The organism is Sphingomonas sp., assembly GCF_019749955.1.
GTDB lineage: Bacteria > Pseudomonadota > Alphaproteobacteria > Sphingomonadales > Sphingomonadaceae > Sphingomonas.
The window spans coordinates 1-25,163 of the sequence record NZ_JAIEPC010000011.1 but is presented as its reverse complement, the minus strand read 5'-3'; the positions used below and the strand labels follow the sequence as shown (position 1 = coordinate 25,163).

31 protein-coding genes and 1 other RNA gene are annotated in these 25,163 nt (G+C 64.2%); 16 read left to right on the top strand and 16 right to left on the bottom strand.

What is annotated here, in order from left to right; all coding sequences use genetic code 11:
* Positions 1-48: 48 nt before the first annotated feature.
* The 3 genes from mtgA to K2W81_RS03375 all read right to left on the bottom strand — a co-directional run bounded on the left by mtgA (position 49) and on the right by K2W81_RS03375 (position 2,707).
* Entirely contained in the window at positions 49-723 is a 675-nt protein-coding gene (gene mtgA, locus K2W81_RS03385) for a monofunctional biosynthetic peptidoglycan transglycosylase (RefSeq protein WP_294101533.1), read from the bottom strand.
* 61 nt (positions 724-784) lie between these two features.
* Entirely contained in the window at positions 785-1,687 is a 903-nt protein-coding gene (gene rpoH / locus K2W81_RS03380; RefSeq protein WP_294101332.1) for an RNA polymerase sigma factor RpoH, read from the bottom strand.
* Between the two features lie 69 nt (positions 1,688-1,756).
* Positions 1,757-2,707, bottom strand: a complete 951-nt coding sequence (locus tag K2W81_RS03375; protein WP_294101330.1) for an RluA family pseudouridine synthase — start codon at positions 2,705-2,707, stop codon at positions 1,757-1,759.
* A gap of 57 nt (positions 2,708-2,764) precedes the next feature.
* Between K2W81_RS03375 and K2W81_RS03370 the strand changes: the two genes are divergently transcribed.
* The 12 genes from K2W81_RS03370 (at position 2,765) to K2W81_RS03315 (ending at position 13,256) form a co-directional block, all read left to right on the top strand.
* Positions 2,765-3,175: a Mov34/MPN/PAD-1 family protein gene (locus tag K2W81_RS03370; protein ID WP_294101531.1), complete on the top strand. Its 411-nt coding sequence runs from the start codon at positions 2,765-2,767 to the stop codon at positions 3,173-3,175.
* A gap of 23 nt (positions 3,176-3,198) precedes the next feature.
* Positions 3,199-3,843, top strand: a complete 645-nt coding sequence (locus K2W81_RS03365) for a histidine phosphotransferase family protein (RefSeq protein WP_294101329.1) — start codon at positions 3,199-3,201, stop codon at positions 3,841-3,843.
* Positions 3,844-3,902: 59 nt separating this feature from the next.
* Complete coding sequence (locus K2W81_RS03360) at positions 3,903-6,254, top strand: chemotaxis protein CheA (protein ID WP_294101328.1); 2,352 nt, start codon at positions 3,903-3,905, stop codon at positions 6,252-6,254.
* Entirely contained in the window at positions 6,254-6,682 is a 429-nt protein-coding gene (locus K2W81_RS03355) for a chemotaxis protein CheW (protein WP_294101327.1), read from the top strand. The genes K2W81_RS03360 and K2W81_RS03355 overlap by 1 nt, the downstream gene beginning before the upstream one ends.
* A 70-nt stretch (positions 6,683-6,752) precedes the next feature.
* On the top strand, positions 6,753-7,118 hold the full coding sequence (locus tag K2W81_RS03350; RefSeq protein WP_294101323.1) for a response regulator: 366 nt from the start codon (positions 6,753-6,755) through the stop codon (positions 7,116-7,118).
* 23 nt (positions 7,119-7,141) lie between these two features.
* Complete coding sequence (cheB, locus tag K2W81_RS03345; RefSeq protein WP_294101317.1) at positions 7,142-8,212, top strand: chemotaxis-specific protein-glutamate methyltransferase CheB; 1,071 nt, start codon at positions 7,142-7,144, stop codon at positions 8,210-8,212.
* A complete protein-coding gene (locus K2W81_RS03340) occupies positions 8,209-9,072 on the top strand; it encodes a protein-glutamate O-methyltransferase CheR (protein ID WP_294101315.1) in 864 nt (287 codons plus the stop codon). Before cheB ends, K2W81_RS03340 begins: the two co-directional genes overlap by 4 nt.
* Positions 9,073-9,225: 153 nt before the next feature.
* Entirely contained in the window at positions 9,226-9,936 is a 711-nt protein-coding gene (locus tag K2W81_RS03335) for an N-acetylmuramoyl-L-alanine amidase (protein ID WP_294101313.1), read from the top strand.
* A gap of 10 nt (positions 9,937-9,946) precedes the next feature.
* Positions 9,947-10,327, top strand: an RNA gene (rnpB, locus tag K2W81_RS03330) — RNase P RNA component class A.
* Between the two features lie 64 nt (positions 10,328-10,391).
* Entirely contained in the window at positions 10,392-12,365 is a 1,974-nt protein-coding gene (locus K2W81_RS03325) for a hypothetical protein (protein ID WP_294101311.1), read from the top strand.
* Between the two features lie 43 nt (positions 12,366-12,408).
* On the top strand, positions 12,409-12,945 hold the full coding sequence (locus tag K2W81_RS03320) for a J domain-containing protein (RefSeq protein ID WP_294101307.1): 537 nt from the start codon (positions 12,409-12,411) through the stop codon (positions 12,943-12,945).
* Positions 12,942-13,256, top strand: a complete 315-nt coding sequence (locus K2W81_RS03315) for a (2Fe-2S) ferredoxin domain-containing protein (protein WP_294101304.1) — start codon at positions 12,942-12,944, stop codon at positions 13,254-13,256. Before K2W81_RS03320 ends, K2W81_RS03315 begins: the two co-directional genes overlap by 4 nt.
* Here the strand turns inward: K2W81_RS03315 and K2W81_RS03310 are convergent.
* From K2W81_RS03310 to K2W81_RS03270, 9 genes are all read right to left on the bottom strand, one after another.
* The gene (locus K2W81_RS03310; protein WP_294101301.1) at positions 13,241-13,651 is read right to left on the bottom strand and encodes a SufE family protein; all 411 of its coding nucleotides are present in this window, start codon (positions 13,649-13,651) and stop codon (positions 13,241-13,243) included. The two genes, K2W81_RS03315 and K2W81_RS03310, sit on opposite strands and share 16 nt — an antisense overlap.
* Positions 13,652-13,676: 25 nt before the next feature.
* Positions 13,677-13,919 (bottom strand): hypothetical protein, encoded by a 243-nt coding sequence (locus K2W81_RS03305; protein ID WP_294101298.1) that lies wholly within the window; start codon positions 13,917-13,919, stop codon positions 13,677-13,679.
* Positions 13,920-13,924: 5 nt separating this feature from the next.
* Positions 13,925-14,170 (bottom strand): hypothetical protein, encoded by a 246-nt coding sequence (locus tag K2W81_RS03300; RefSeq protein WP_294101296.1) that lies wholly within the window; start codon positions 14,168-14,170, stop codon positions 13,925-13,927.
* Positions 14,171-14,210: 40 nt separating this feature from the next.
* A complete protein-coding gene (locus K2W81_RS03295; protein ID WP_294101293.1) occupies positions 14,211-14,477 on the bottom strand; it encodes a hypothetical protein in 267 nt (88 codons plus the stop codon).
* A 25-nt stretch (positions 14,478-14,502) separates the two neighbouring features.
* Entirely contained in the window at positions 14,503-14,811 is a 309-nt protein-coding gene (locus K2W81_RS03290; protein ID WP_294101290.1) for a hypothetical protein, read from the bottom strand.
* Between the two features lie 24 nt (positions 14,812-14,835).
* Positions 14,836-15,210, bottom strand: coding sequence for an envelope stress response membrane protein PspC (pspC, locus tag K2W81_RS03285; RefSeq protein WP_294101288.1), 375 nt, complete (start codon positions 15,208-15,210; stop codon positions 14,836-14,838).
* Between the two features lie 3 nt (positions 15,211-15,213).
* Positions 15,214-15,486 (bottom strand): envelope stress response membrane protein PspB, encoded by a 273-nt coding sequence (gene pspB, locus K2W81_RS03280; RefSeq protein WP_294101285.1) that lies wholly within the window; start codon positions 15,484-15,486, stop codon positions 15,214-15,216.
* 1 nt (position 15,487) lies between these two features.
* Positions 15,488-16,156, bottom strand: a complete 669-nt coding sequence (gene pspA / locus K2W81_RS03275; protein ID WP_294101283.1) for a phage shock protein PspA — start codon at positions 16,154-16,156, stop codon at positions 15,488-15,490.
* Positions 16,157-16,239: 83 nt separating this feature from the next.
* Positions 16,240-16,386: a hypothetical protein gene (locus tag K2W81_RS03270; protein WP_294101280.1), complete on the bottom strand. Its 147-nt coding sequence runs from the start codon at positions 16,384-16,386 to the stop codon at positions 16,240-16,242.
* Between the two features lie 169 nt (positions 16,387-16,555).
* Here K2W81_RS03270 and pspF point away from each other — a divergent pair, with 169 nt between their 5' ends.
* A complete protein-coding gene (gene pspF, locus K2W81_RS03265; protein ID WP_294101277.1) occupies positions 16,556-17,575 on the top strand; it encodes a phage shock protein operon transcriptional activator in 1,020 nt (339 codons plus the stop codon).
* Positions 17,576-17,661: 86 nt separating this feature from the next.
* Positions 17,662-18,282: a superoxide dismutase gene (locus tag K2W81_RS03260; protein ID WP_294101274.1), complete on the top strand. Its 621-nt coding sequence runs from the start codon at positions 17,662-17,664 to the stop codon at positions 18,280-18,282.
* Between the two features lie 32 nt (positions 18,283-18,314).
* Here K2W81_RS03260 and ispZ read toward each other — a convergent pair whose 3' ends face one another.
* Genes ispZ through K2W81_RS03240 form a run of 4 tightly spaced genes read right to left on the bottom strand, consistent with a single transcriptional unit; the run spans position 18,315 to position 22,841 of the window.
* The gene (gene ispZ, locus K2W81_RS03255) at positions 18,315-18,905 is read right to left on the bottom strand and encodes a septation protein IspZ (protein ID WP_294101272.1); all 591 of its coding nucleotides are present in this window, start codon (positions 18,903-18,905) and stop codon (positions 18,315-18,317) included.
* Positions 18,902-19,828, bottom strand: coding sequence for a signal recognition particle-docking protein FtsY (gene ftsY, locus K2W81_RS03250; RefSeq protein ID WP_294101270.1), 927 nt, complete (start codon positions 19,826-19,828; stop codon positions 18,902-18,904). The genes ispZ and ftsY overlap by 4 nt, the downstream gene beginning before the upstream one ends.
* On the bottom strand, positions 19,825-21,177 hold the full coding sequence (mtaB, locus tag K2W81_RS03245; RefSeq protein WP_294101267.1) for a tRNA (N(6)-L-threonylcarbamoyladenosine(37)-C(2))-methylthiotransferase MtaB: 1,353 nt from the start codon (positions 21,175-21,177) through the stop codon (positions 19,825-19,827). Before mtaB ends, ftsY begins: the two co-directional genes overlap by 4 nt.
* Before the next feature lie 41 nt (positions 21,178-21,218).
* Positions 21,219-22,841, bottom strand: a complete 1,623-nt coding sequence (locus K2W81_RS03240) for an EAL domain-containing protein (protein ID WP_294101265.1) — start codon at positions 22,839-22,841, stop codon at positions 21,219-21,221.
* A gap of 229 nt (positions 22,842-23,070) precedes the next feature.
* On the opposite strand from K2W81_RS03240, the gene ffh reads away from it, so the two are divergent.
* Positions 23,071-24,546, top strand: coding sequence for a signal recognition particle protein (gene ffh / locus K2W81_RS03235; RefSeq protein ID WP_294101259.1), 1,476 nt, complete (start codon positions 23,071-23,073; stop codon positions 24,544-24,546).
* 43 nt (positions 24,547-24,589) lie between these two features.
* Positions 24,590-25,117, top strand: a complete 528-nt coding sequence (rpsP, locus tag K2W81_RS03230) for a 30S ribosomal protein S16 (RefSeq protein ID WP_294101256.1) — start codon at positions 24,590-24,592, stop codon at positions 25,115-25,117.
* Positions 25,118-25,163 lie beyond the last annotated feature (46 nt).

Sequence of the window (25,163 nt, the reverse complement as noted above, 5' to 3'; positions counted from 1 at the left end):
TCGGCGGGCATCGCCCGACCGTCGCCGTGGCTTGCCGCAGCGGGTTTCCTAGCGCAGGCAGGCGTCGAGCCCGTCGTTCCGCACCACGCTGGCGCGGCGCGTGATCGCGTTGCCGTGGCGCCGCGTGAAGCCGTGCGGCGCGACAGCCGCGCGCTTTTTCGGCAGCGGGAGTACCGCGGCAATGCGCCCGGCTTCGCTGGGGCTGAGATGCGACGCATCATGGCCGAAATAGCGCTCAGCGGCAGCGTCGACGCCATAGGTGCCGATGCCCGTTTCGGCGATGTTGAGATAAACTTCCATGATCCGGCGCTTGCCCCACAAAATCTCGATCAGGAACGTGAACCAGGCTTCGAAGCCCTTGCGCACAAAGCCGCCGCCCTGGATCAGAAAGGCGTTTTTCGCGGTCTGCTGGCTGATCGTCGACCCACCGCGCACGCGCCCGTCGCGCTGCGTGCGGGCATAGGCCTTGACGATCGCTTCATAGTCGAAGCCGCTATGCTGGCAAAAGCGGGCATCCTCGCCCGCAATCACCGCGCGCGCCATATTGGGGTCGATTTGCGACAAAGGCCGCCAGCGCTTGTCGATGCTGTGCCCGCCAAGCGCATCACCGATCATCGTGAAGGTGATCGGCGGGGCGACAAAGCGGTAGAGCCCGACCCAGAGGACCGAAATCACCACAAAGCCGAGGAGTAAGCGAAGGCTCCAGCGAAGGATGCGACCGATCATGTTGGATCGGCTCGCACAAAGCGGGGGCGAAGTGCAAGCCCCTGCCGTTATGCTTCGTTCAGGCCGCGAGCAACCGGCCGTCACCGGCCAGTCGCATCATGGCCTTTTGCAGCTTTTCGAACGCGCGCACTTCGATCTGGCGGACGCGTTCGCGGCTGACGCCGTAAACTTGGCTCAATTCCTCGAGCGTCTTCGGATCATCGGTCAGGCGGCGCTCGGTCAGGATGTGCTTCTCGCGCTCGTTGAGGCTTTCCATCGCCGACACGAGCATCGTGTGCCGGACATCGGCTTCTTGCGCTTCGGCCACCACCGCGTCCTGCAGCGGTGAGTCGTCTGCGAGCCAATCCTGCCACTGGCCTTCGCCATCCTCGCGCATTGGCACGTTGAGGCTGGTGTCGCCACCGAGCGCCATGCGCCGGTTCATGCTGGTGACTTCGGCCTCGGTCACGCCAAGGTCCTTGGCGATCTTCGCGAGATCCTCGGGCCGCAGATCGCCATCGTCGAACGCGTCGAGCTTGGCCTTCATCCGGCGCAGGTTGAAGAACAGCTTCTTCTGTGCCGCCGTCGTGCCCATCTTCACCAGCGACCAGCTGCGCAGGATGAATTCCTGGATCGACGCGCGGATCCACCACATTGCATAGGTGGCGAGCCGGAAGCCGCGATCGGCCTCGAACTTCTTCACGCCCTGCATCAGGCCGATATTGCCTTCCGAAATCAGCTCGCTGACCGGCAGCCCATAGCCGCGATAGCCCATCGCGATCTTGGCGACCAAGCGCAGGTGCGAGGTGACGAGCTGCGCCGCCGCTTCGGTATCGCCATGCTCCTCGAAGCGCTTGGCAAGCATATATTCCTGCTCGGCCGACAGGATCGGGAATTTCTTGATCTCCGAAAGATAGCGGTTGAGGCTCGCCTCTCCGCCAAGTGCCGGAATCGTTGCCGGGACGTTGCTGCCGCCTGCCATGATCAGAATCCCTTTCGTCTCGGACGAGGCTGTGGGCACGACAGATGGCCGTGCTGGATACTCGTCGGCTTAGTCACTGAGTGTATCTAAAAGTTCCTGCATATCCGCAGGCATTTCGCTTTCGAACGACAAAGCGATACTTGTTACGGGATGAATGAACCCCAAACGGGCGGCGTGCAAGGCTTGCCGCCTGAAATTGAGCGTTTCCAGTAGCGCACGATGGGCACGAATCGGCTTTGAATAGACGCCGTCGCCGAGCAGCCCGTGGCCAATCGACGCCATGTGGACGCGCACCTGATGCGTGCGACCGGTTTCGAGTCGACACTCGACCAGTGCGGCGTCGCGTAGCGCCCGGAGCTGACGATAATGGGTAACAGCGCGTTTGCCGCCCGGGACAAGCGCCATCTTCTTGCGATTGGCGGGCGAACGGCCAACCGGCGCGTCGACCTTGCCTTCCGGTGGATTGGGACGACCAACGACGATCGCCTTGTAACGCCGGTCGATCGAGTGCGCGGCGAACTGGCGCGCGAGGCCTTCGTGCGCGACATCGGATTTCGCCGCGACCAGCAGCCCCGACGTATCCTTGTCGATGCGGTGGACGATCCCGGGACGCGCGACACCGCCGATGCCCGATAGCTGCCCGGCGCAGTGGTGGAGCAGCGCATTGACCAGCGTGCCGTCGAAATGCCCCGCCGCCGGATGCACGACGAGTCCTGCGGGTTTGTCGATGACGATCAGATGCGCGTCTTCATAGGCGATGCTGAGCGCGATCGCTTGTGCTTCATTGCCGAGCGGGGTGGGTGCGGGCAGCGCTACGCTAAATGCCTGACCGTCTAGCGCCTTGCGCGCGGGGTCGACCGACGGCTTACCCTGCGCATCGGCGACCTGGCCGCTGGCGATCAGCGCCTTGACGCGCTCGCGTGAGAGCTGCGGTACCATCTCCGCCAGTGCACGATCGAGCCGCAGGCCTGCTGCACCGCCGCCGATCTGCACTTGAATGATTTCGCCCCCACGGTCCATTGTTTCGCCGATATGGAAACGGTTCCCGAGATATCAAGCGCGCTGGTCGCCGGACTGATGCGCTTGGTCACCGTCGGTGCGGACGAGCAATGCGGCCTGTTGCGCGGGCGCGGGCACAGGGTGCTGCGCGCTGATCCCGCCCGCAATGTCGCCGCCGCACCCGCGACGACCTTCGAAATTGACCCTGCCGCACTAATCGCCGCGCACCGCGCCGCGCGCAGGCGCGGGGGGCTCGAACTGCTCGGCTATTATCACACCCACCCAAGTGGCGACGCCATGCCGTCAGAAACCGACGCCGCCTGCGCGGCACCAGACGGCAAATTATGGCTGATCGCGGCGCAGCGCGAAGCTTTGTTGTTTCGGGCTGTGCCTTCGGGGGCGATCCACGGGCGGTTCGATCAGCTCCAATTTGACTTGGTGGTTGGCAAGCAGGCACCCGAACGGGTAGGCGGCGTCAGACGTCGGTAAAGAAATGACGATGGAGATGATGATTGACGATTAGTCCGGTCGATTTTGCCAGCCTGTTGTGCTCGCGCCTGTGCCACGATTTGCTGAGCCCGGTTGGCGCGCTCAACAACGGGCTCGAGCTGCTCGCCGATGAGACCGACCCCGAAATGCGCGCGCGCTGCCTCGAATTGTTGAGCGAGAGCGCGAAGGCATCGGCCAACAAGCTGAAATTCTTCCGGCTCGCCTTCGGCGCGGCGGGCGGCTTTGGCGAGACGGTCGACTCGCGTGAGGCGCGGGCGGCGATTGAGGGTCTGTTCGGCGACAACCACCGCGTCAAGCTCGGCTGGCTGGTCGAAGACGCGGTGCTCCCCAAGCCCGCGATCAAGGTGCTGCTCAATCTCTCGCTGATCGCGGGCGATGCGCTCGTGCGTGGCGGGCAGCTCGATATCGGGGCTGAGACGCGCGGCAATACTGTTGAGATTGTGGTGCGCGGCGACGGGCCACGCATCGTGCTCGACTCCGAACTGCGCCAGGCACTCGAAGGCACGAGCGCCGATGCCGTGATCACACCGCGCGCGGCGGCCGCCTATCTGGTGCACGCATTGGTCGGCGAAAACGGCGGCACGCTGCAGGTCTCGGCGCCCGATGCCGATGTGCTGCTGTTCGGGGTCGCTTTCCGGCTCCGGTAAACTCCTAATTAACCGCTGATCGTCATTAGTGGACCCGCCGCATTGTTGGCCGGGGGCCCATGGACGATTTGCTTCAGGAATTCATCGCCGAAACCCGCGAGACGCTCGAAGCGCTCTCGGGCGAGATTGTGATGTGGGAAGCCGATCCTTCGGATCGCCAGCGCCTCGATGCGATTTTCCGTTTCGTCCACACGGTGAAAGGTAGCTGCGGCTTTCTCGATCTGCCGCGCCTCAGCCGATTGAGCCATGCCGCCGAAGACGTGCTGGCAGCGGTGCGGAGCGGCGACCGGACGCCCGATACTGCGCTGGTGAATGCCGTGCTGGCGGTGGTCGATCGAATCGGTGAGATTATCGAAGCAATCGATGTCGGCACTGCGCTCGACGATACGGGTGAGGATCTGCTGATCGCCGCGCTCGCCGAAGGGGCCGAGCGGTCAGCCGTTACGGCGGTCGAAGGATCGACGACACCCGCCAATCAGGCGTCGCGCGGGACGACTCGATCGGTCCGGCTCAACGTCGATCTGCTCGACCGGATGATGAGCGGCATGTCCGACATGGTGCTCGCCCGCAACGAGCTGGCACGGCGACTGCGCGACGAAGCGATTGATCCTTCGATTGAATCGGCGCTCGAACGGCTGTCGCTCACCGTGGCCGAGATGCGCGACACGGTCACCCGGACGCGCATGCAGAAGATCGATGCGCTGTTTTCCGCGCTGCCGCGCATGGTCCGCGATACCGCTGCCGAGCTGGGCAAGACGGTGTCGCTGACGATCGAAGGCGCCGATGTCGAGCTTGACCGCGAAATGATCGAGATGATGCGCGACCCGCTCGTCCACATCATCCGCAACGCTGTCGACCACGGCATTGAATCCGCCGCCGAGCGCGTTGCTGCTGGCAAGCGCGAGACCGGACGGCTGCTGGTATCGGCACGCCAATCGGGCAATCAGATCATCATCGAGATCGCCGACGATGGCCGCGGCATCGATGTCGAGCGGCTGATCCGCAAGCTCGCGTCGAGCGGCGACCGCAGCGAAGCGCAACTGCGCGCGCTTTCCGATTGCGCCAAGCTCGATCTGATCTTCGAACCGGGCGTCACGACCAAGAACGAAGTCACCGCGATTTCCGGGCGCGGCGTCGGCATGGATGTGGTCCGCGCGAACATCGAACAGATCGGCGGCCGAATCGACCTGAGCAATAGCCCCGGCAAGGGACTGGTGATCGCGATCCATGTCCCGCTGACGCTGTCGATCATCTCGACGATCGTGGTCGGCGCGCATGGCCAGCGCTTTGCCATCTCGCGTCAGTCGATCGAGGAAATCGTGACGGTGCGCGGCGATGCGGTGCGCGTTGACATGCTCGGTGACACGCCGATTGCCAATGTCCGTGATCGTCGACTGCCGTTGGTGTATTTATGTGCCACGCTGGGCATGGCCGAAGTGGCACCGGAGCCGCGACTGCTGGCGATCGTCAGCGTCGCTGGTGGCAGCTATGCGCTGGCGGTCGAGGAAGTGCTCGACACCGAAGAATTGGTCATCAAGCCTGCACCGCCGGCGGTGATGTCAACCGGGCTCTATGCCGGGCAGACGCTTCCCGACAGCGGCCGTCCGATGCTGCTCCTCGATTGCGCGGGCATCGCCACAGCGGCCGGCCTTAGGTTCGGGCGGGCGGCGGTGGTCGATGACACGATCGAGGACGCGGCACTCGCGCCACCCGCCGATACTGCGTTGCTGTTCATCGATCTTGATGGCGTGCGCCGCGTGGCGCGGCTGGCGGTGATCGACCGCGTCGAACCGGCCCGCACGGTCGACATACGCTTCTCGGCGGGCAAGCTGCGGCTGTCGGTCGGTGATGCGATCGTACCGCTGGCAACCTCGCTCGCGCCCGATGCGATGCAATCGATCTTCGACCATGAGGAAGTCAGCGTCCTCCGGATGGCCGACGGGTGTAGTGAAATTGGCTATGTGATCGCCGAGGCGCTCGACATTGTGACGCTCGATCAGGGCATTTTGGCCGCAAGTACACCGGGACTTATCGCCGGCGTGACGTCGATCGACGGCGAGCAGGTCGAGGTGCTCGACATTCACTGGCTTTTCGCTGCCTGTGGCGATGCCGCCACGTCGTCGAAAGAGCCGCCGCTGTGCCTGCTCGCGGGGGCAGAACTTGGTTGGATGAACACCTTCCTGCGCCCGGTCCTCGAAGCCTCGGGCTATCGCGTCGCGACGGCACTGGCGAAGGATGAACGGCCCGCCGTGGTCCTCGCCATGGCCGATGAAGCACCGCCGCAGCTGCCGGAGGCACCGCTCCTCAAGTTGCGGCGCGATGTCGCCGGCGGCAACGACAGCATTTATCGCTACGATCGGGCTGCCGTGCTCGAAGCGCTTGACGCGCGTTGCGCGAAAAGGGTGGGATGATGGCCGATCTGTTCCTGATTGCCCGGATCGCCGGACGCACGGTCGCGATCGATTCGAACCAGGTCGATTCGGTGGTCGACATCGGGGAGATCATCCCCGTGCCGCGGGCCGGACAGGAAGTGCGCGGCCTCGCCGCGTTGCGCAGCCGCGTGGTCACGGTGATCGACACCTGTGCCGCGCTGGGATTGCCGCCATCGGGTCAGCCGACCGCACGGGCAGTGATCACGCTGGTCGATGGGCATCATTACGCGGTTCTGGTCGATTCGCTCGAGGATGTTGCGCCCTTCGCCACCCTGCCATTCGCCGCCGGAGTAGCGCTTGACGGCGGCTGGGCGCGAGTCGCTTGCGGCGTGGTCGAGCGCGATGGTGATGCGGTGCTGGCGATTGACTTGCGCCTGCTCATTCCGGGCACTGTTCTCGCGGAGTAATGGGCAAGATTAACGCAATACTCATGCTTTTGCGGCACGGTTATGCTGGATTTCAACGGGGTTAAATTTCATGAAAACCTGCCTTGTGGTCGACGATTCGAAGGTTATCCGCAAGGTTGCGCGGCATATCCTGGAGACGCTCGATTTTCGCGTGACTGAGGCTGGCGATGGCCAGGAAGCGCTCGACTCCTGTCTTGCGTCGGCCCCCGATGTCATCCTGCTCGACTGGAACATGCCGGTAATGAGCGGGATGGATTTCCTGCGCGCGCTGCGTGACAGCAAGGTGAGCCAGCGCCCCAAGGTGGTATTCTGCACCACTGAAAACGGCATGGCCTATATCCGCGCGGCGATCGAAGCTGGTGCGGACGAATATGTCATGAAGCCGTTCGACCGCGAGACCCTTGCGAGCAAGCTCCAAATCGTCGGTATGGCCTGATCGCGCGCAGCAGGAGCCGCATCATGGCCCCCAAGCCCCAACCCCATAGCGTCGCCCAGTTGCCGCGACCGCCAGCGCGCATCCTGATCGTCGACGATTCGGTGGTCGCGCGCGCTGTCATCGGCAAAATGATCGAGGCCAATCGCGCCTTTGCCGTCGCCGGTGCCGTCTCCGATGCGCAGGCCGCGCTGGCCTTTTTGCAGGCCAATCGCGTCGACATCATTCTGCTCGATATCGAAATGCCGGGCATTGACGGGTTGACGGCGCTGCCTGATCTGTTGCTGGCGGGGCAGGGTGCCCGCGTCATCATCGTCTCCTCATCCTGCGCCGAAGGGGCTGCAGCAACAATCCAGGCGCTGACGCTTGGCGCTGCCGACACTTTGGTAAAGCCCAGCATTGGCAATCTGGTCGGCAAGTTCGGCGATCTGCTCGAAGAAAAGCTGATCCGGTTGATCGATGGCGACGAGCGCTTCGGCGCGCCCGCTGCCAAGCCGGTCGCCCCGTCCAGCGTCGCCAATGATTTCGACGTGGTGGCAATTGGTGCCTCGACGGGCGGGATCCACGCACTCAGCCAGTTGCTGCGGGCTATTCCGGCGAGCTTTCAACTGCCGATCCTGATCACCCAGCATCTGCCGCCAACTTTCATGCCCTATTTCGCCGCCCAGATTGCGGTGCTCGCGGGCCGACCCTGCGACGTGGCGGTCGAGCATATGAAGGTGCAGCCGGGGCGGATCATCGTTGCGCCGGGTGAAGCCCATCTGTGCTGCGCGCGCGTCGCCGATCAGGTGACGATCCGGCTGTCGACTGCCAAGGTCGCTAGCGGCTGCATGCCCTCGGTCGATCCGATGTTCGAAAGCGTCGCGACGACCTATGGCGCGCGCGCGCTCGGCGTGATCCTGAGCGGCATGGGTCGCGATGGCGCGGTCGGTGCCAACCGGTTGGCGCTGTGCGGCGCCGCGCTTGTCGCGCAAGACAAGGCAAGCTCGGTCGTGTGGGGCATGCCCGGTGCCGTAATCAACGCCGGCGTGGTCAACGCAGTACTGCCGCCTTATGAAATCGGGCGGATGATCGCGCTCCAGCGGCGGCCATCATGATCGGCGCCGATCGCCTGCAACCCAAACAGACCGCCGCGATGGCGGTGCTCGCCGGACTGCTCGAAGCGCGCACCGGCCAGCGCATCGCCGCCAACCGGACCTGGCGGATCGAAACCGCGCTCAAGCCGGTGTTGCGCGCGCGAGGTCTGGAAACACTTGATGATTTGGTGGCGGAATTGCTGAAGGACCAAACTGGATCGATCAGCGATGCCGTGATTGATGCGTTGCTCAATCAGGAAACGTCCTTCTTTCGCGATGCCGGTGTGCTTGAAGCGGTGGGCGTCGCCGTTGATGCGATTGGCGCGGCGGCTCCCGGGCGGCGTCCGCGCATCTGGTCGGCAGCGTGCTCGGTGGGGCAGGAGCCCCTGTCGCTGGCGATGCTGTTCGCCGAGCGCACGCTGAATCACGGGGGCCTTGAGCCCGAAATTCTGGCAACCGATGTTTCGGAGGCCGCGATACTGCGTGCCCGCGCCGGGCGTTATTCGCAATTCGAAATCCAGCGCGGCCTGCCCGTGCGGCGCATGATTACCTGGTTCGATGCGGTGGGGGCCGAATGGGTCGCCAAGCCCGACCTCGTACGGCGGGTAACCTATCGGCGGCATAATCTGGTCGGCGAATCGCCGCCGCCTGGCCCATTCGATCTGATCCTGTGCCGCAATATCCTGCTCTATTTGTCGCCAATGGTCCGACAGCAGGTGTTCGAGCAGCTCTTGCGCGCGATCCGGCCGGACGGGCTGCTGGTGCTTGGCGCGGGCGAGACCGTCATCGGCCAGAGCGACCTCTTCGTTCCATCGATGCGCGCCAAGGGGTTTTACGAACCTGCCCCGACCGCCTCAAAGCGCGCCCGCGCTGCGGGCTAATGCCATCCCGCGCGCCGCGTGAAATATTTCGGCCTTTACCCGCGTCCTTAATTTGGGCACCCCAGCATTGGCACTATTGCCTGTCGGAGAAGCGATGGCGATGCAAGCGGGGGCGATCGTAACAATCTGGGCGGCAAAGGCCGGCGCGGTGGCATGACCATCCTCATCCCCGGGCTCGACATCATCGCGGCGCCATCGCCCAATTTCGACGATCGTTTCCAACCGATATCGATGATCGTGCTGCATTATACCGGCATGCAGGACGCGCCATCGGCGATCGCCCGGCTGCGCGACCCAGAGGCCAGGGTGTCGGCGCATTATGTCGTCGCCGAGGACGGCGTGACGCTGCGGCTGGTCGATGAGGACAAGCGCGCATGGCACGCGGGCAAATCGCATTGGCGCGACTGGGACCTCGTCAACGACGTCTCGATCGGCATCGAGATCGTCAACCCGGGCCATGAATTCGGCTATCGGCCTTTTCCCGACGAACAGATTGCGTCGGTGATCGCATTGGTCGCGTCGATCAAGGAGCGCTACACGATCACGCGCGGCAATATCGTCGGCCATTCGGATGTCGCCCCCGCGCGCAAGCGCGATCCGGGCGAGTTGTTCCCCTGGCATTCGCTTGCCCGGCTGCGGCTCGCGCTGCCGCGCCCGACCAAGAATTTGATGGACCCGATGTGGAGCGAAGCCGGCTTTCTGCTCGCGCTTGAACGCTTCGGTTACGATGTCACTGAGCCGATGGCCGCGATCATGGCGTTCCAGCGGCGCTTCCGCCCCGAGCTGATCGATGGCGAAATCGATGCCGAGTGCCGGATGATCCTGCTCGCGCTGCTGTTGCCAAAGCCTCAAGGGGACGACTAAGGCAGGCGGGCCAGAGGATCGGGCGGCCGCGGGTGCGTTTTCGCACGCGAGGAAAGTCCGGGCTCCACGAGACAACGGTGCCGGATAATGCCCGGCGGGGGTGACCCCAGGGAAAGTGCCACAGAGAGCAGACCGCCCCGGCGCAAGCCGCGGGTAAGGGTGAAAGGGTGCGGTAAGAGCGCACCGCGCGGCTGGTAACAGGCGCGGCATGGCAAACCCCACCGGGAGCAAGACCGAATAGGGGTGGCACGAGTGCTTCGGCGCTCAGGGCGCGTTTCGGCCCGTCGCCCGGGTTGGTTGCTTGAGCCGTTCCGCAAGGATCGGCCTAGAGGAATGGTCGCCTATCCCCGCAAGGGGTGGACAGAACCCGGCTTACAGATCCTCTGGCGCCTTTTTTGCTGTTTATTTCCTGTAAATGAACCATAAAACACCAATCAACGCAGGAGAATCGCGAGATGCGAACAGTGTGGGCGGGCGTCGCGCTGGCGACGGGCGGATCAATGGCGATGGCGCAAGTTGTTCCACCGCCGGTTGTCGCCAAAACGGCGATGACCACCCAACAGACGTTCGAGGCGGCGACTGAACTCACGACCAAAGGCGAATGGGCGGAAGCTTTGGCGGCTTGGGAAGCGCTCGAGCGCCGTCCGCGCATGACAGCGCGGGCCGTTGCCATCATTCGCGTTCGAAAGGGCTATGTCCTTAGTCGTCTCGGTCAAGATGACGCGGCGGCCGAGGTCCTTAGGCTTGGCCTAGCGGCCTTGCCCGCCAGTGATGCGACGCTTGCGGATGACCGCTTCCTCGGCGAGCGTGAGCGAGGGCTGATCGCCTATCGCGCGCTGGATTATGCGACCGCCGCTGATGCCCTGACCAAGGCCGGAGAAAGCGCCACCGACAACGGTGATCGTCTGACCGCGCTCACGTCATTGACGACGGTACAAACTTTTCTCGACCCTGCGGCGGCCGAAGTGTCGCTTGCCAAGCTGAAGGCACTCGCCGCGACGATGACGCTGACGCCCAGCGACCAGGGCAATATCCTCGTGACTGAAACCGAGTTGCTTCTGAATCAGGGGCGCTTTCGCGACGCGGCGAAAACGGGACGCGCTGCGGTCAAGGCGTTTGGCGGTTTGTCGACCAGCAAGATCCGGCTTGATGACGCGGTTGCGCGCTCCGACACCGCCATCGCGATGTTGCTCGCGGGCCAAGACGAGGATGCGCGTGAATTCCTTGCCTATAGCGGCGCCGGGCAATCCACGACGGAATTCGCGCGCGGGTTAGAGATGCCGGTGCCTTTTTGTGGCGCTGAAGATGGGTTGAATCCCGACGATGTGGCAGTCGTCGAGTTTAACATCAACGAAGATGGCACGATCTCGTCAAGTCGTCCGATTTATGCGGTTGGGGGCGGCGCCGCCGGTTTGGCGTTTGCACGGGCGGCGCGCGACTGGTCGTTCAACCGCAACATGCTGAAATCGCTCCCGGCCTTCTTCCGTAACAAGGCCCGCGTCGAGCTGAGGTGTTCGACAGCCTTTCCGCGCCCATCGCTTAGGGGGCTTGTCGAAACAGCGCTGGTTCGATGGCTCGACGAGCAGGGAAGCCCGGCGCCGGACAAAGTGGTAGCGGCGATGGCGTGGCGCCGTGATCTGGCCCGACTTGGTCAACTCGAACAAAAGGGTGAGGCTAGGGGCGCACCGCTCATCGCCGTGCTCAAATCGCTCGCCGCCAACCCGATGGCGCCGCGCGAGGATGCCAACCTCTATGCAACGCGCGCCTTGGCATTGCTTGATGATCGGGCGCCACCGCTGGCGCGGTTGAGCCTGGAGCTTCGTGTGCTCGATACCTCGGGCACCGAGCGGCGTCGTGCGGTCGTTTACTGGGCAGGCCTCAAGGCATTGCTGGCCAAACCGCCTTATAAGGACGATCCGCGCGCTAGGGCGGCCATCGGGCTATTGCTTGCTGATGGTTTAGGGCGCGGGCAAATCACCCAAGCGAAGGCGCTGGTCGAACCGGTCGCGAAAGATCCGCAATTGCCGGCAACCGACGCGTTCAAGATTGGCGCGCTGATCCGCCTCGCATCGCTTAATGCGCGGCAGGGCAAGACCGAGGAAGCGCGGCTGGCCTTCGAACAGAGCGGCCTCGATGGCGAACAATGTGCGCTGGCTGACGCGGCGCCCAAGTTGGTGTCGATTGGTGGCGAATTCCCGGAGGAAGCCAAGCGCTGGGGCTTCGAAGGCTGGACTACTAGCGAAGTCGATGTCGGTGCCGATGGTTCGGTCCCACTGGCACGGCCGATCGTCAGCTATCCGCCCTTTGTCTTCACCAAAGCCGGCGTCGCGACAGTCAAGGGCGCACATTATACCAAAAGCTATCGACCGTCAGGGGGCGTCGGGTGTCGGGCGCGACCGGTGTCGATAAAGTTTAGCCTCGGGCGCTAGCCTACGGGTTGCGCTGGGCGTTCCGGGGCCTATGTCGTCGGGTATGGCACGCAATGGACGATCGGTTGATTGGGGATTTCCCCGCTGGCGCGGCTATGGATCGTCGCGCGAGGCCGTCGAGGTGCGGCTGTGCGACCGGCATGGCTGCAAGGAGCCCGGGCGCTGCCCGGCGCCCAAATCGCCCAACAGCCCCGAACGCTGGTATTTTTGCGAGCCACACGCCGCCGAATATAACTCGGGGTGGAATTATTTCGAAGGGTTGAGCGCCGAGGAAGCCGCCGCGCGCGAAGCCGAAGAAACGCGTGCTGCCGATGGCTTTGCCGAGGCCAAGCATTATGGCTGGGCAGGCCCCGGCGACGGCAGCCGGTCACGCGACGAGATGCGTGCGCTCGATGTGCTCGAACTCGAGCCCGACAGCGATTTTGAGGCGGTACGCGCGGCGTGGCGGCGGCTCGCCAAGGCCAATCACCCCGATGTCCGCCCCGGCGATGCCGACGCCGCAACGCGCTTTCAGGCGATTCAGGCCGCCTATGACGTGCTGCGCGTGGCCGAAGAAAATCGGCAGTGGAAGCCCGATTGACCAAATTGGTCAAAGCCGACTGGGAAACGGCGATCCTGGTTTGCGCGAAATGTTCGAAGCGGCTTGAAGGCGGCTTCGGCAAAAAGGGCAAGCAGCGGCTGGCCAAGGCACTGAAGGCCTATCTCGGTGTCAAGCGGTTTCGCAAGGCGCGCATCGGCGTGGTCGAAGTCAAATGCCTCGGCGTCTGCCCGCGCGGTGCCGTGACGGTGGTCAATGCTGCCCATCCGTCGCGCTGGCGGCTTGTGGCCAAGGGCGCTGATCTCGCAACTGTGACGGCGGACCTCGGCGTCGGGCCTCAGGCGGTCGAGTAACGCGCGGCGGTTTCGCGGATCAGCGCGATCATGTTCGGAATACCCTGCGTCCGGTTCGAGCTGAGCTGGGCCTTCAGATCGAAGGGTGCGAGCGCTGCCTCGATATCGGTCGCCGTGATCGCATCCGGGCTATCGTCCTGCACCGTCATCAATACCAGCGCGATGATGCCCTTGGTGATCGCGGCATTGCTGTCGGCGAGGAAATGCAGCGTCCCGTCATCGCGCCGCATCGGATAGACCCACACCGATGCCGAACATCCGCGCACCAATGTCGCATCGGTCTTGAGAGCGTCGGGCATCTCCTCAAGCCCGCGACCGAGATCGATCAGCAACCGATAACGGTCGTCGGGGTCGAGAAAGGAGTATTCGTCAAACAGATCGTCAAGCTTGGCCATGGCTGGCCCGCTAGCCGGGTGGCCCTCAAAGGTCCACCCCGGCGGCGATTGCTTCGAGCTTGCGGATGCGTTCCTTCAGGTCCGCGATCTCGATCCGGGCGCTGGCATTGGGCAGGGTAGGGGCACGATCGGCATCGCCGATCTGCACCAGTTCCTGCTGCTTGAGTGCGAGCCAGCCGCGCCAGCCGGCCAGTCCCGCGAAGGTGACCATGCCGAGCCCGGCGAGCGCGGCGGCGGAAAGCGTTACGTACATCGTTGGATCGGTCATGGCGATCAACTCCGGTCGCGTAGCCGCTCGATCTCACGGTCGAGACGGACACTGTTGCTGTTGTCGTCGGTGGCGAGACGTTCGAGGACGGCGATACGTTCTTTCAAGGTCCGTACTTCGTCGCGGAGGCGGGCGGCCTCCAGCGTTTCGGTCGGCTCGACGCGGTCGGGCATTTGCCGATAGCGTGAGCGCAACACCTTCCCGATGGTGACGATCAGCACGATCGCCACGACCATTTCTGCCCATTGCATGTCACAGGCTCCTTAAATGCGGACGCTCGGCCCGCAGGGTTTAGTTGAGCGGCTTGTCGCGCAGCCGTTCGATTTCTTCGGCGACGCCCATGCCACGATCGGTGATGATCCGTTCGAGGACGGCCACCCGCTGTTCAAGCCGTTCGTGGCGGGCCGCGTCGATCGCTGCACGGCTTCGGAAGAGATCGGCGTCGAGCTCCATTTTGCGCTCCTGAAAGCGCAGCCAGGGTCGAACCACCACACCGCCGAAAATCGCCAGCAGACCGCAGCAAATGCCGAGGATCGGAATGAGAATGGGGCTGATCATCGCAATTTTCCTATTCTGGTTCTGGTCAGCGCAGAGCGTCGATTTCGCGGGCGGTGCGCTCGGCGGGATCGGTGGCGATCCGTTCGAGCACGGCGATCCGCTCTTCCAGCCGGCTGATGCGGCCGATCAGCGTCTCGTTTTCGGTCGTCAGCAGCTGGATCTTGCGGACGGCATTGGGATAGTCCTCGTCGAGGCCATCATAGCCCTTGGCGGTGCTGCCGCCCCATTCATTCTCGACCGGATAGCCGTGCTTGGCGCGGACCCAGCTCGTGAACATCCAGCCCAGCGTCGACATACCGATGATCGCCAGGACGAAGAATTGTCCGTTGCTCATTTTACCCTCCCTCTCGGCTGCGCCCTAGCGCAGCCGGTCGATTTCGTCGGCCAGGCGCTGGTTGCGGCTGGTGTAGACCATTTCGATGTCGGCCAGGCGACGATCGATATCGCGGAACTTCGAGCGCACTTCGGCAGTCGAGCGCTTCGGATTGGTGCGCACGCCCTGCCAGAATTTGGCGTCGGCGGCGTCCTCGTACAGACCATAGGGCTTGTTGTTGGCGGCCCAGGCAATGACGAGATACACGAGCAGCGCCCATCCGGTGGCGAAGGTGAGGATGACGGTGCCGATGCGGACCAGCAGCACATCGATGCCGGTATAGTCGGCGATCCCGGCGCAGACGCCGAAGACCTTGCCATTCTGCTTGTCGAGATAGAATTTGGTGCGGCTGGCGCTCATGGCTCAGTTCCTCCGTGTGACGTCATAGGCCGGCATTTCCGAAAGCGGTGTGCTCGGGCGCCAGTCGGGGTGGTCGGCAGCGACGATCCGTTCGATCGTGCCCAGCCGGTCGTCGAGACGCCGGGCGAGCAGATAAAGTTCGTCGAGCAGCTTTTCGTCTTCGTCGGTGATCTTGGGCGCCTGCCGCCACTTGGTGACATAGTGCAGGACGATCCAGGGCAGCCCGATGAAGAGCATGCCGACGACGACGATCGGGACAAGAAATTCGCCAGCCATCTCAGCTGTCCTTGCCGATGCGGGCCTTCAGCGCGGCGAGATCGGCGTCGACCTTCTCGCTGGCCTTCAGCTCGGCAATTTCCTCCTCAAGCGTCTTGGGCACGCCACCCAGACCCATCGCATCGGCGCGGCCCTCGGCGAGATCAGCGCGGCGCTCCATCACGTCGAAGCGCGAAAAGGCATCCTGCATCTTGGAGCCGGCATAGACTTCGCGCATCTTGACGCGATTGTTGGCGGTTTCGAGCCGAGTGAAGATCGAGTTCTGCCGCGTGCGCGCTTCGCGCAGCTTGTTCTGCAGCTTGGTGATATCTTCTTCCGAAGCGCGCAGCGCATCGTCGAGCACCGCAATCTCGGCCTTCAGCTGTTCGGACATGTCCGAAGCTTTCTGGCGTTCGACCAAAGCCGCCTTGGCGAGATCCTCACGATCCTTCGACAGCGCCAACTCGGCCTTTTCGGTCCAGCTTTCGTGGAGCGAGTCGAGCTTGGTGATGTGACGGCGCATTTCCTTCTGGTCGGCGATCGTGCGCGCGGCAGAGGCGCGGACTTCGACCAAAGTTTCCTCCATCTCGAGGATGATCATGCGGATCATCTTCGCGGGGTCCTCGGCCTTGTCGAGCAGATCGGTAACATTGGCGGCGATGATGTCGCGGGTTCGTGAGAAGATGCCCATCTCAATACTCCTGGTTAAACTGAAAATCTGGGGCCGGGGCAGCTAGGGGCGTGCTGCCCCGGCGTTCTGCCGCCCTTTGGGGGTCAGGCGGCGGAAACGGTGGTGGGGGCTTGTGCGGCCTGCACATGCGCGGGGCTGAGTGCCCCGAACATCAGGACCGAACCGGCGATCAGCGTGAAAGCGAGGGCGGTCAGCGTGCGGGCTGGGTTGTTGTTCTGGTAGGTGTTCATATCGGGTCTCCCTGAGATTGGTTGATCTGCGGTTGGGCAGTTGTCTCAAGCTTTGCAGCTACCGTGCCAGTTTCGAAAATGGCTGATTTCCAGCCCTCCCGGCGTGCGAGCGGTTGGTCGAGCGAGATTACCCTTGCCAACACTTGGTACTTTGCACCAATCAGTCGGCATGGAACGCCAGACTCAGGTCATCGGTCAATCGAGCGTGTTTCTCGACGCGCTCGAACGTGCGAGCCGGGCCGCTGCGCTCGACCGCCCGGTGCTGGTGATCGGCGAGCGTGGGACGGGCAAGGAACTGGTCGCCGAGCGCCTCCACCGCCTGTCGCCGCGCTGGGACCAACCGCTCATCATCATGAACTGTGCAGCACTGCCCGAAACGCTGATCGAAGCCGAGCTGTTCGGGCATGAAGCGGGCGCCTTCACCGGCGCCACCAAGGCGCGGCAGGGAAGGTTTGAGGAAGCGCACCAAGGCACGTTGTTCCTCGACGAGCTTGGGACGCTGTCGATGGCTGCGCAGGAGCGGTTGCTGCGCGCGGTCGAATATGGCGAAGTCACGCGGATCGGCGCGTCGCGGCCCGTGCGTGTGAATGTGCGCATTGTCGCCGCCACCAACGAGCATCTGCCCGCCAAGGTTGAGCGCCACGAATTTCGCGCTGACTTGCTCGACCGGCTGTCGTTTGAAGTCGTGACGTTACCGCCACTGCGCGCACGGACCGCCGATATCATGGTGCTCGCCGAGCACTTCGGTCGCCGAATGGCATCGGAAATGGGGTGGGAGGACTGGCCGGGGTTCACACCAGCGGCGGTCGACACGCTGATCGACTATCGCTGGCCGGGTAATGTGCGCGAATTGCGCAACGTCGTCGAACGCGCGGTGTACCGCTGGGAACAAGTCGGCCCGATCGACGCGATTCAGTTCGATCCGTTCGATTCGCCCTATCGCCCGCAGGCGTCAGAGGCCGCTGCCACCGCCTCGCCAGAAGCGGCGCCATCACCCCTGGCTGCGTCGGCCGAGGAAGGCCCTGCCGACTTCAAGACCTCAGTCGCGCGCTATGAGCGACGGCTGCTCGCCAGCGCGCTCGCCGAACATCGTTTCAATCAGCGCTCGACCGCCGAGGCGCTCGGGCTGTCCTATGACCAGCTCCGGCATGCACTGCGCCGCCACGCTTTGCTGGCCGGCGGCAGCTAACGGCTTGCGCAAGACGAGCGGCGGGACCAATTGGGGCGCGTCATTCGTTCAGCCATTTCACCCGCATCCACCACAGGAGAAACCGCATGGCCTTTGAACTGCCCCCGCTGCCCTATGCCAAGGACGCGCTTGCGCCGACGATGTCGGCAGAGACCTTCGATTTCCATCATGGCAAGCATCACAAGGCCTATGTCGACAAGACCAACGGCATGCTCGCGGCGCACGGCTTGGAAGGCGCCAAGCTGACCGACGTAATCCGCCATGCCAAGAAAAAGGGCGAAAAGGGCCTGTTCAACAATTCGGCGCAGATCTGGAACCACACCTTCTTCTGGCATTCGCTGACGCCGAATTATGCAGCGCCGAGCGGCAAGCTCGCCGAGATGATCACCGACGAATTCGGCTCGACCGAGGAGCTGGTGAAGGCACTCGTCGCCGAATCGACCAACCATTTCGCCAGCGGCTGGGGCTGGCTCGTGCTCGACGGCGGCAAGCTGAAGGTCACGTCGCTGCACGATGCCGACACGCCGGTCGCCTATGACGGCATGACGCCACTGCTGACGATCGATGTGTGGGAGCACGCCTATTACATTGATTACCGCAATGCGCGTCCGGGCTATCTCGAAGCGGTGACCGGCAAGATCCTGAACTGGGAATTTGCCGCGCAAAACCTCGACGGCGAAGGTATCGCGCGCGCCGATCAGGGTTGAATATGGGGGGCCTCGCCGGTTTGGCGGGGCCCTTACCCTTCGGGCGGGATGGGGGCCGGATCGTCGCCGAGCCCGTGCTTCATCAGCATCGGCACATTGGCCGCGCCGAACACCAAGGTCGCGATCGTCACGCCCCATACCTTGGCGGTTAGCCACGCATCGAAGCTGAGCGTCGCGCGCAGCACTTCATTGGCCACCGCCATCGCCGCGAACCAGAAGGCCCAGTTGCGGCTCAGCAGCATCCAGCCGCGTTCGCTCAGGCCCTCATAGGCCGCTTCGAGCAGATATTTGAGCAGCGGCCGACCGGTCAGCACGCCGGCGAACAGAAGCGCCGAGAGCAGGCCATAAATCACCGTCGGCTTGATCTGGATGAAGCGTTCGTCGTGCAGGTAAAGGGTCAGCCCGCCAAAGCCGACGACGAGAATTGCTGACAGCCACAGCATCGGCGACACCCGGCCGAGGAGCAGCTTCGAGATGATCACGGCGGCGGTCACCGCAGCCATGAAGATCAGCGTGCCCACAAAAACATCGGTAAACTTGTAGGCGAGAAAGAACACGACCAGCGGTCCGTAGTCGAGCGCCATGGTGAGACCGGGCTGGGGGCGGAGCTTGGTGTCGGTCATTTGCTGGGCCTGTCGATGCCGGCGATGATCCGCGCGACTTCGCGCGCGTCGAAGGGGCGCAGATCGCCGACGCCTTCGCCGATACCGATGGCGTGGATCGGCAGCCCGAATTTCTCCGCCGCCGCGACGAGCACCCCGCCGCGCGCGGTGCCATCGAGCTTGGTCATGACGAGGCCGGTGACGCCAGCGACTTCCTTGAAGACCTCGATCTGGGTGAGGGCGTTTTGCCCGGTCGTGGCATCAAGCACGAGGATGACGTCATGGGGCGAGGCGGGGTCGATCTTGCCGAGCATGCGCTTGATCTTGGCCAGCTCGTCCATCAGCTCGCGCTTGTTCTGGAGGCGCCCGGCGGTGTCGACGATCAGTGCGTCGATCCCTTGTGCGGTCGCCTGCTTGACCGCATCGAAAACGATGCCGGCCGCGTCACCGCCTTCGGGACCGCGCACGATCGGCACGCCGACGCGCTCGGCCCAGGTCGCGAGCTGGCCGATCGCGGCGGCGCGAAAGGTGTCGCCCGCCGCGAGCATGACGCCATAGTCCTGTTCGGTGAACAGATGCGCGAGCTTGGCGATCGTCGTCGTCTTGCCCGAGCCATTGACGCCGATGACAAGAATGACATGCGGGCGCGGGAAGGCGCTGATCTCGATCGGCCGCGCGACGGGTTCGAGCACCTTTTCGATTTCCTCGGCAACGATCAGGCGAATGCCGAGTTCTTCGAGATTGCGCTCAAAGGTACCGGTCGCGAGCCGGTTGCGGATGCGCGCCGCCGTGCCGGGGCCGAGGTCCGAGGCGATCAGCGCTTCCTCGATATCGTCGAGCGTCGCGGTGTCGAGTGGTCCCGTGCCGAGGCCCGTGAGGCTGCCGATCAGCCGGTCCGAGGTGCGTTTGAACCCGCCGAGGAGCTTTTCGTGCCAACTGCTCATGCGGCGCGCTCCAGCGCTGGACCGGCGAGGAGGCGGCCATCGGCGACGCCAGTGATGCTTACTTCCACGATCTGACCCACCAAACCCGTTTGTGCTGAGCTTGTCGAAGCACTGTCCTTCTTCTGCGAGGCGTTGGAAAAGAAAAACGGTGCTTCGACAAGCTCAGCACGAACGGCATGAGGGGGTAGGGCAACATCGGCAAAGTTTCCGGCATGCCCGCGCGTGCCGGGGCGCTCGACGAGCACTTGCTGCGTTGTGCCAACGAGCGTGGCGAGCCAGCCTGCGCGACGATCGGCGGCGGCGCTCCGCAGCTCGGCAGCTCGTGCTTTGCGGACTTCAGCCGCCACCTGCGGCATCCGGGCAGCAGGCGTTCCCGCGCGCGGCGAATAGGGGAAGATATGCGCGTGGACGATGTCGCAATCGTCGATCAGCGCGCGCGTATTCGCGAACATCGCGTCGTCCTCGGTCGGGAAGCCCGCGATCAGATCGGCACCGATCGCGATGTCGGGGCGCCGCGCCTTCAGCCGCTCGACGATCCGCACGGCGTCGACGCGCGCGTGGCGACGCTTCATGCGCTTCAGGATCATGTCGTCGCCGGCCTGGAGCGACAGATGCAAGTGCGGCATGATCCGCGCCTCACCGGTCACCAGCTCGAACAGTCGTTCGTCAATCTCGATCGAATCGAGCGACGACAGCCGCAGTCGTTCGAGCTTCGGTACATGCCGCAGGATGCGTTCGATCAACGTGGCGAGGGTGGGCGCGCCCGGCAGATCGGGGCCATAGCTGGTGAGATCAACGCCCGTTAGCACGACTTCGCGGTGCCCGGCATCGACGAGCGCCGCGATCCGGTCGATCACCGCACCTGCCGGGACCGAGCGGCTGTTGCCGCGCCCGAAGGGGATTGCGCAGAAGGTGCAGCGGTGGTCGCAACCATTTTGCACCTCGACGAAGGCGCGGACATGATCGGCAAAGCTCGCGGCGAGATGCGGCGCGGTGGCGCGTACCGCCATGATGTCCTGCACCTGCACCGGCGCTGTCGACGCCCAAGCCTCGGGGAGCAGCTTTTCGGCATTACCGATCACGCGGTCGACTTCGGGCATCGCGGCAAAGCCGATCGGATCGATCTGTGCCGCGCAGCCGGTGACGGCAATCTCGGTGCCGGGATGCGCGCGCCGCGCCTTGCGGATTGCCGCGCGGGTTTCGGCGACGGCGGTGTTGGTGACGGCACAGCTGTTGACCACGACAAGCGCACGTCCGGCGTTAATCGCGCGGATCGTTTCGCTCTCGGCGAGATTAAGGCGGCAGCCGAGACTGATGACGATCGGCTCGGGTGCAAGTGTCTCAGACAACATTGGCGACGATCTAGGCGCGGGCTAAGCCCAAGTCCACCTCAGCCCGCGCGCCGGACGCCTTCTCCCTGTGCGGGCGCTGCGCTTTGAGCCGCGGGACGCAGCAGGCGGCGCTCGGCGAGCAGCGAGCGCGTCTTGGCGGCCGTCATCGGCCGACCGTAAAGATACCCCTGACCCCGTGCGCAGCCGAGCGCCCGCACGCGGGCCTCGGTTGCGGCGTCTTCAATCCCTTCAGCCGTGATCGCGAGGCTCAAACTATCGCCGAGCCGCGTGATGGCGGTGACAATCGCGGCGCTTTCGGCATTGTCGTTGATCGAGGCAATGAAGCTGCGGTCGATCTTGAGCTGGTCGAACGGCAGTGCGCGCAGATGCGCGAGCGACGAATAGCCCGTCCCGAAATCGTCGAGCGACACGCGGATGCCCTGATTCTTCAGGCTGGCGACGGTCGACTGGGCGAGGGGCAGGTCATCGAACATCGCGGCTTCGGTGATCTCGATCTCAAGCCGCGCGGCTGGAAATCCGGTTTCGGTCAGCAGCTTGATCAGTTTTTGCGCGAGCCACGCGTCTTTCATTTGCGCAGGCGCCAGATTGACCGAGAGCGACAGCGACGGATCCCAGTCGAGCGCTTGCGCAAAGGCCTGACGCATCACCGAAAAGGACAGCTCATTGACCAGCCCGGCCTCGGTCGCGATGGCCAGGAACGCGTCGGGCGCGAGCAGGCCGCGCGTCGGATGGTCCCAACGCGCGAGCACTTCGAACCCGACCAGCTTGCCGGTCGCCAGCTCGACCTGCTGATCGAAATAGGGAATGATCTGATGCTGCGGAATCGCGGTGCGCAGCCCGACTTCGACTTGGTTGCGTTCGCGCAGCTCGCGTTCCATCGAAGCGTCGAACCAGACATATTGGCGCCGCCCGCCCTGCTTGGCGGCGTGCATCGCAATGTCGGCGCTGCGCATCAGCGCATCGATGCTCGGGCTGTCGACATCGGTGCGCGCGATGCCGATCGAGGCGGTGACATGGAGCTCGAGCGCGTCGACGATGAACGGTCGTGCCATGCGCGACATCAGGCTTTCGGCGACACGGTCGACGGTCTGCGGCACCGAAGGATCGAACAGGAAGGCGCACCCAAATTCGTCGCCATCAAGCCGCGCGGCAAGCGCGACCGAGGGCATTGCCGCCGCAATCTCGTCCGCAATCTGCCGCAACAGCCCATCGCCGATGCCGTGGCCGTACATATCATTGACGCGCTTGAAATGGTCGAGGTCGAGCAGCATCAGCGCGACAACCTTGTGGCGGCGATTGGCCTGCGCGATCATTGCGCCGCCTTCCTCGATCAGCGCCCGGCGATTGAGGAAACCGGTCAGCGGGTCGGTGGAAGCGAGTTGGGCCGCGCGCATATTGGCGTTGCTCTGGCGCATCGCGGCGTCGCGCAACGCGGCGTGGCGGCGCCAGCCAAACAGGATCAGCGCGACATTGAGCAGCAGCGCGATCAGCAGCACGCGGTCGATCGGCGAGCCGCCGCCGGCCAGCCGCCCGAGGCTGGTCGACAGCACCGCGCTACCGGTCGCCACGAAGACCAGAATTGCTGCGACCGTGATAGCGCCGCCCAGCCGGTCATGCACGACTTCGACCGTAGAATGTGCCTGCTGCCTTGGATCAGCCATCGTCCGTCCGCGCTCTCTTGTCATCATTGCCAGCCATGCAGGATCACCCCTCAAGACGATGTTAAGCCGCATGGTTGCGAAAGAGTGGCGATTGGGTTAGAGGCGCCCCAGATCGTTCCTTGCCGGAACGCGCGATGAGCATGCCCACGGGCAAAGCTGGCCGACGAGGTTTCGTCCGCCAGCTGTTTTTGCGTTTAGCGGCTTGGCGACGATCGACGAGGAGTTTTTGATGTTCGACAGTCTCAGCGAACGCCTTGGCGGCGTGTTCGATCGGCTCCGGGGGCGCGGTGCGCTGACCGAGGCCGACGTGCGCGCGGCCATGCGCGAAGTGCGTGTGGCGCTGCTTGAGGCTGACGTCGCGCTGCCGGTCGCACGCGATTTCGTCGACAAGGTGACCGAGCAAGCGGTTGGCCAGAGCGTGCTGCGCTCGGTCACGCCGGGGCAGCAGGTCGTCAAAATCGTCAACGACGCGCTCACCGAAATGCTGGGCGGCGGCGAGGCGACGCTCGAACTCGGCGTGACGCCGCCTGCCGTCATCATGATGGTCGGCCTCCAGGGCTCGGGTAAGACCACGACAACGGCCAAGCTGGCCAAGCGGCTGGCGAAGCGCGACGGCAAGAAAGTGTTGATGGCGTCGCTCGACGTCAACCGCCCCGCTGCACAGGAACAGCTCGCCACGCTCGGCAAGCAGACCGAGGTGGCCACGCTCCCGATTGTCGCAGGGCAACGCCCGGTCGAGATCGCCAAGCGCGCGATGCAGGCGGCCAAGCTTCAGGGCTATGACGTGCTGATGCTCGACACCGCCGGTCGACTGCACGTCGATCAGGCGTTGATGGACGAAATGCAGGCGATTGCCGATATTTCGCGCCCACACGAGATCCTGCTCGTCGTCGATTCGCTGACGGGTCAGGACGCGGTGAACGTCGCGCAGAACTTCAGCGAGCAAGTGCCGCTGACCGGTGTGGTTTTGACCCGCATGGACGGCGATGCGCGCGGCGGTGCCGCACTGTCGATGCGCGCCGTCACCGGCAAGCCGATCAAGTTCGCGGGCACCGGCGAAAAGATGGACGCGATCGAGGCGTTTCATCCGGGTCGTGTCGCCGGGCGTATCCTCGGCATGGGCGACGTCGTCAGCCTCGTCGAAAAGGCTGCCGAGGCGATCCAGGTCGAAGACGCCGAGCGGATGGCGAAGCGGCTGGAGCAGGGGAAGTTCGACATGAACGACCTGCGCAGCCAGCTCGCGCAGATGCAGCGCATGGGCGGGCTCGGCGCGCTCGCCGGCATGATGCCGGGGATGAAGAAGGCGCAAGCGGCGATGGCAGGTGGCGGCCATGACAAGACGCTCGTCCATATGGACGCCGTGATCGGATCGATGACGCCGAAGGAGCGGGCCAAGCCCGAACTGCTCAACGCCAAGCGCAAGATTCGCATTGCCAAGGGCAGCGGGACCACCGTGCAGGAGGTCAACAAGCTGCTCAAGATGCACCAGGAAATGGCCGGCGCCATGAAGAAGTTCAGAAAAATGGGCGGCATGAAGGGCATGATGGCGATGCTCGGCAAGGGCGGTGGCATGGGCGGCATCGGCAATGCGCTCGGCGGCCCCGATCTCGGCGAGATGATGGGCAAGGCGGGCGGCGGCCTGCCGGGCCTCGGCGGCCCGAAGATGCCGCCGGGTTTTGAGAATTTCATCAAGAAGAAGAAGTAACGGCTTCGGCCCCTCATAACATGATCAGAAAGAAGGAAGTTTAATGTCACTCAGCATTCGTTTGTCGCGCGGCGGCTCCAAGAAGCGTCCCTATTATCGGGTCGTCGTCGCCGATGCCCGCAGCCCGCGCGATGGCCGCTTCATTGAGAAGATCGGCACCTATAATCCGCTGCTCGCGAAGGATTCGCCCGAGCGGATCAAGCTCGACACCGAGCGCGCCGCGCATTGGCTGAAGATGGGCGCGCAGCCGACCGATCGCGTCGCGCGCTTCCTCGACGCGACGGGCGTCAAGGAGCGTCCCGCCCGCAACAACCCGAACAAGGGCAAGCCCGGTGAAAAGGCGACCGAACGCGCCGAGGAACGCGCCGAGAAGCTGAAGGCAGCCGAGGACGCCGCCGCCGAAGCTGCTGCCGCTGCGGCTGCCGCCCCTGAGCCGGAGCCAGAAGTTGTGGCCGAAGAGCCTGCCGCCGAGGAAGTCGCTGAAGCCCCGGCTGAAGAAGTCGCTGCGACGGAAGCGGTCGCTCCTGAAGCCGAAGCTGCGGTCGAAGAGACGCCTGCGGCCGACGCGTAAATGCGTGGCCAAACCCCCGTTACGCTCGCCGTCGTCGTCGGCGCGC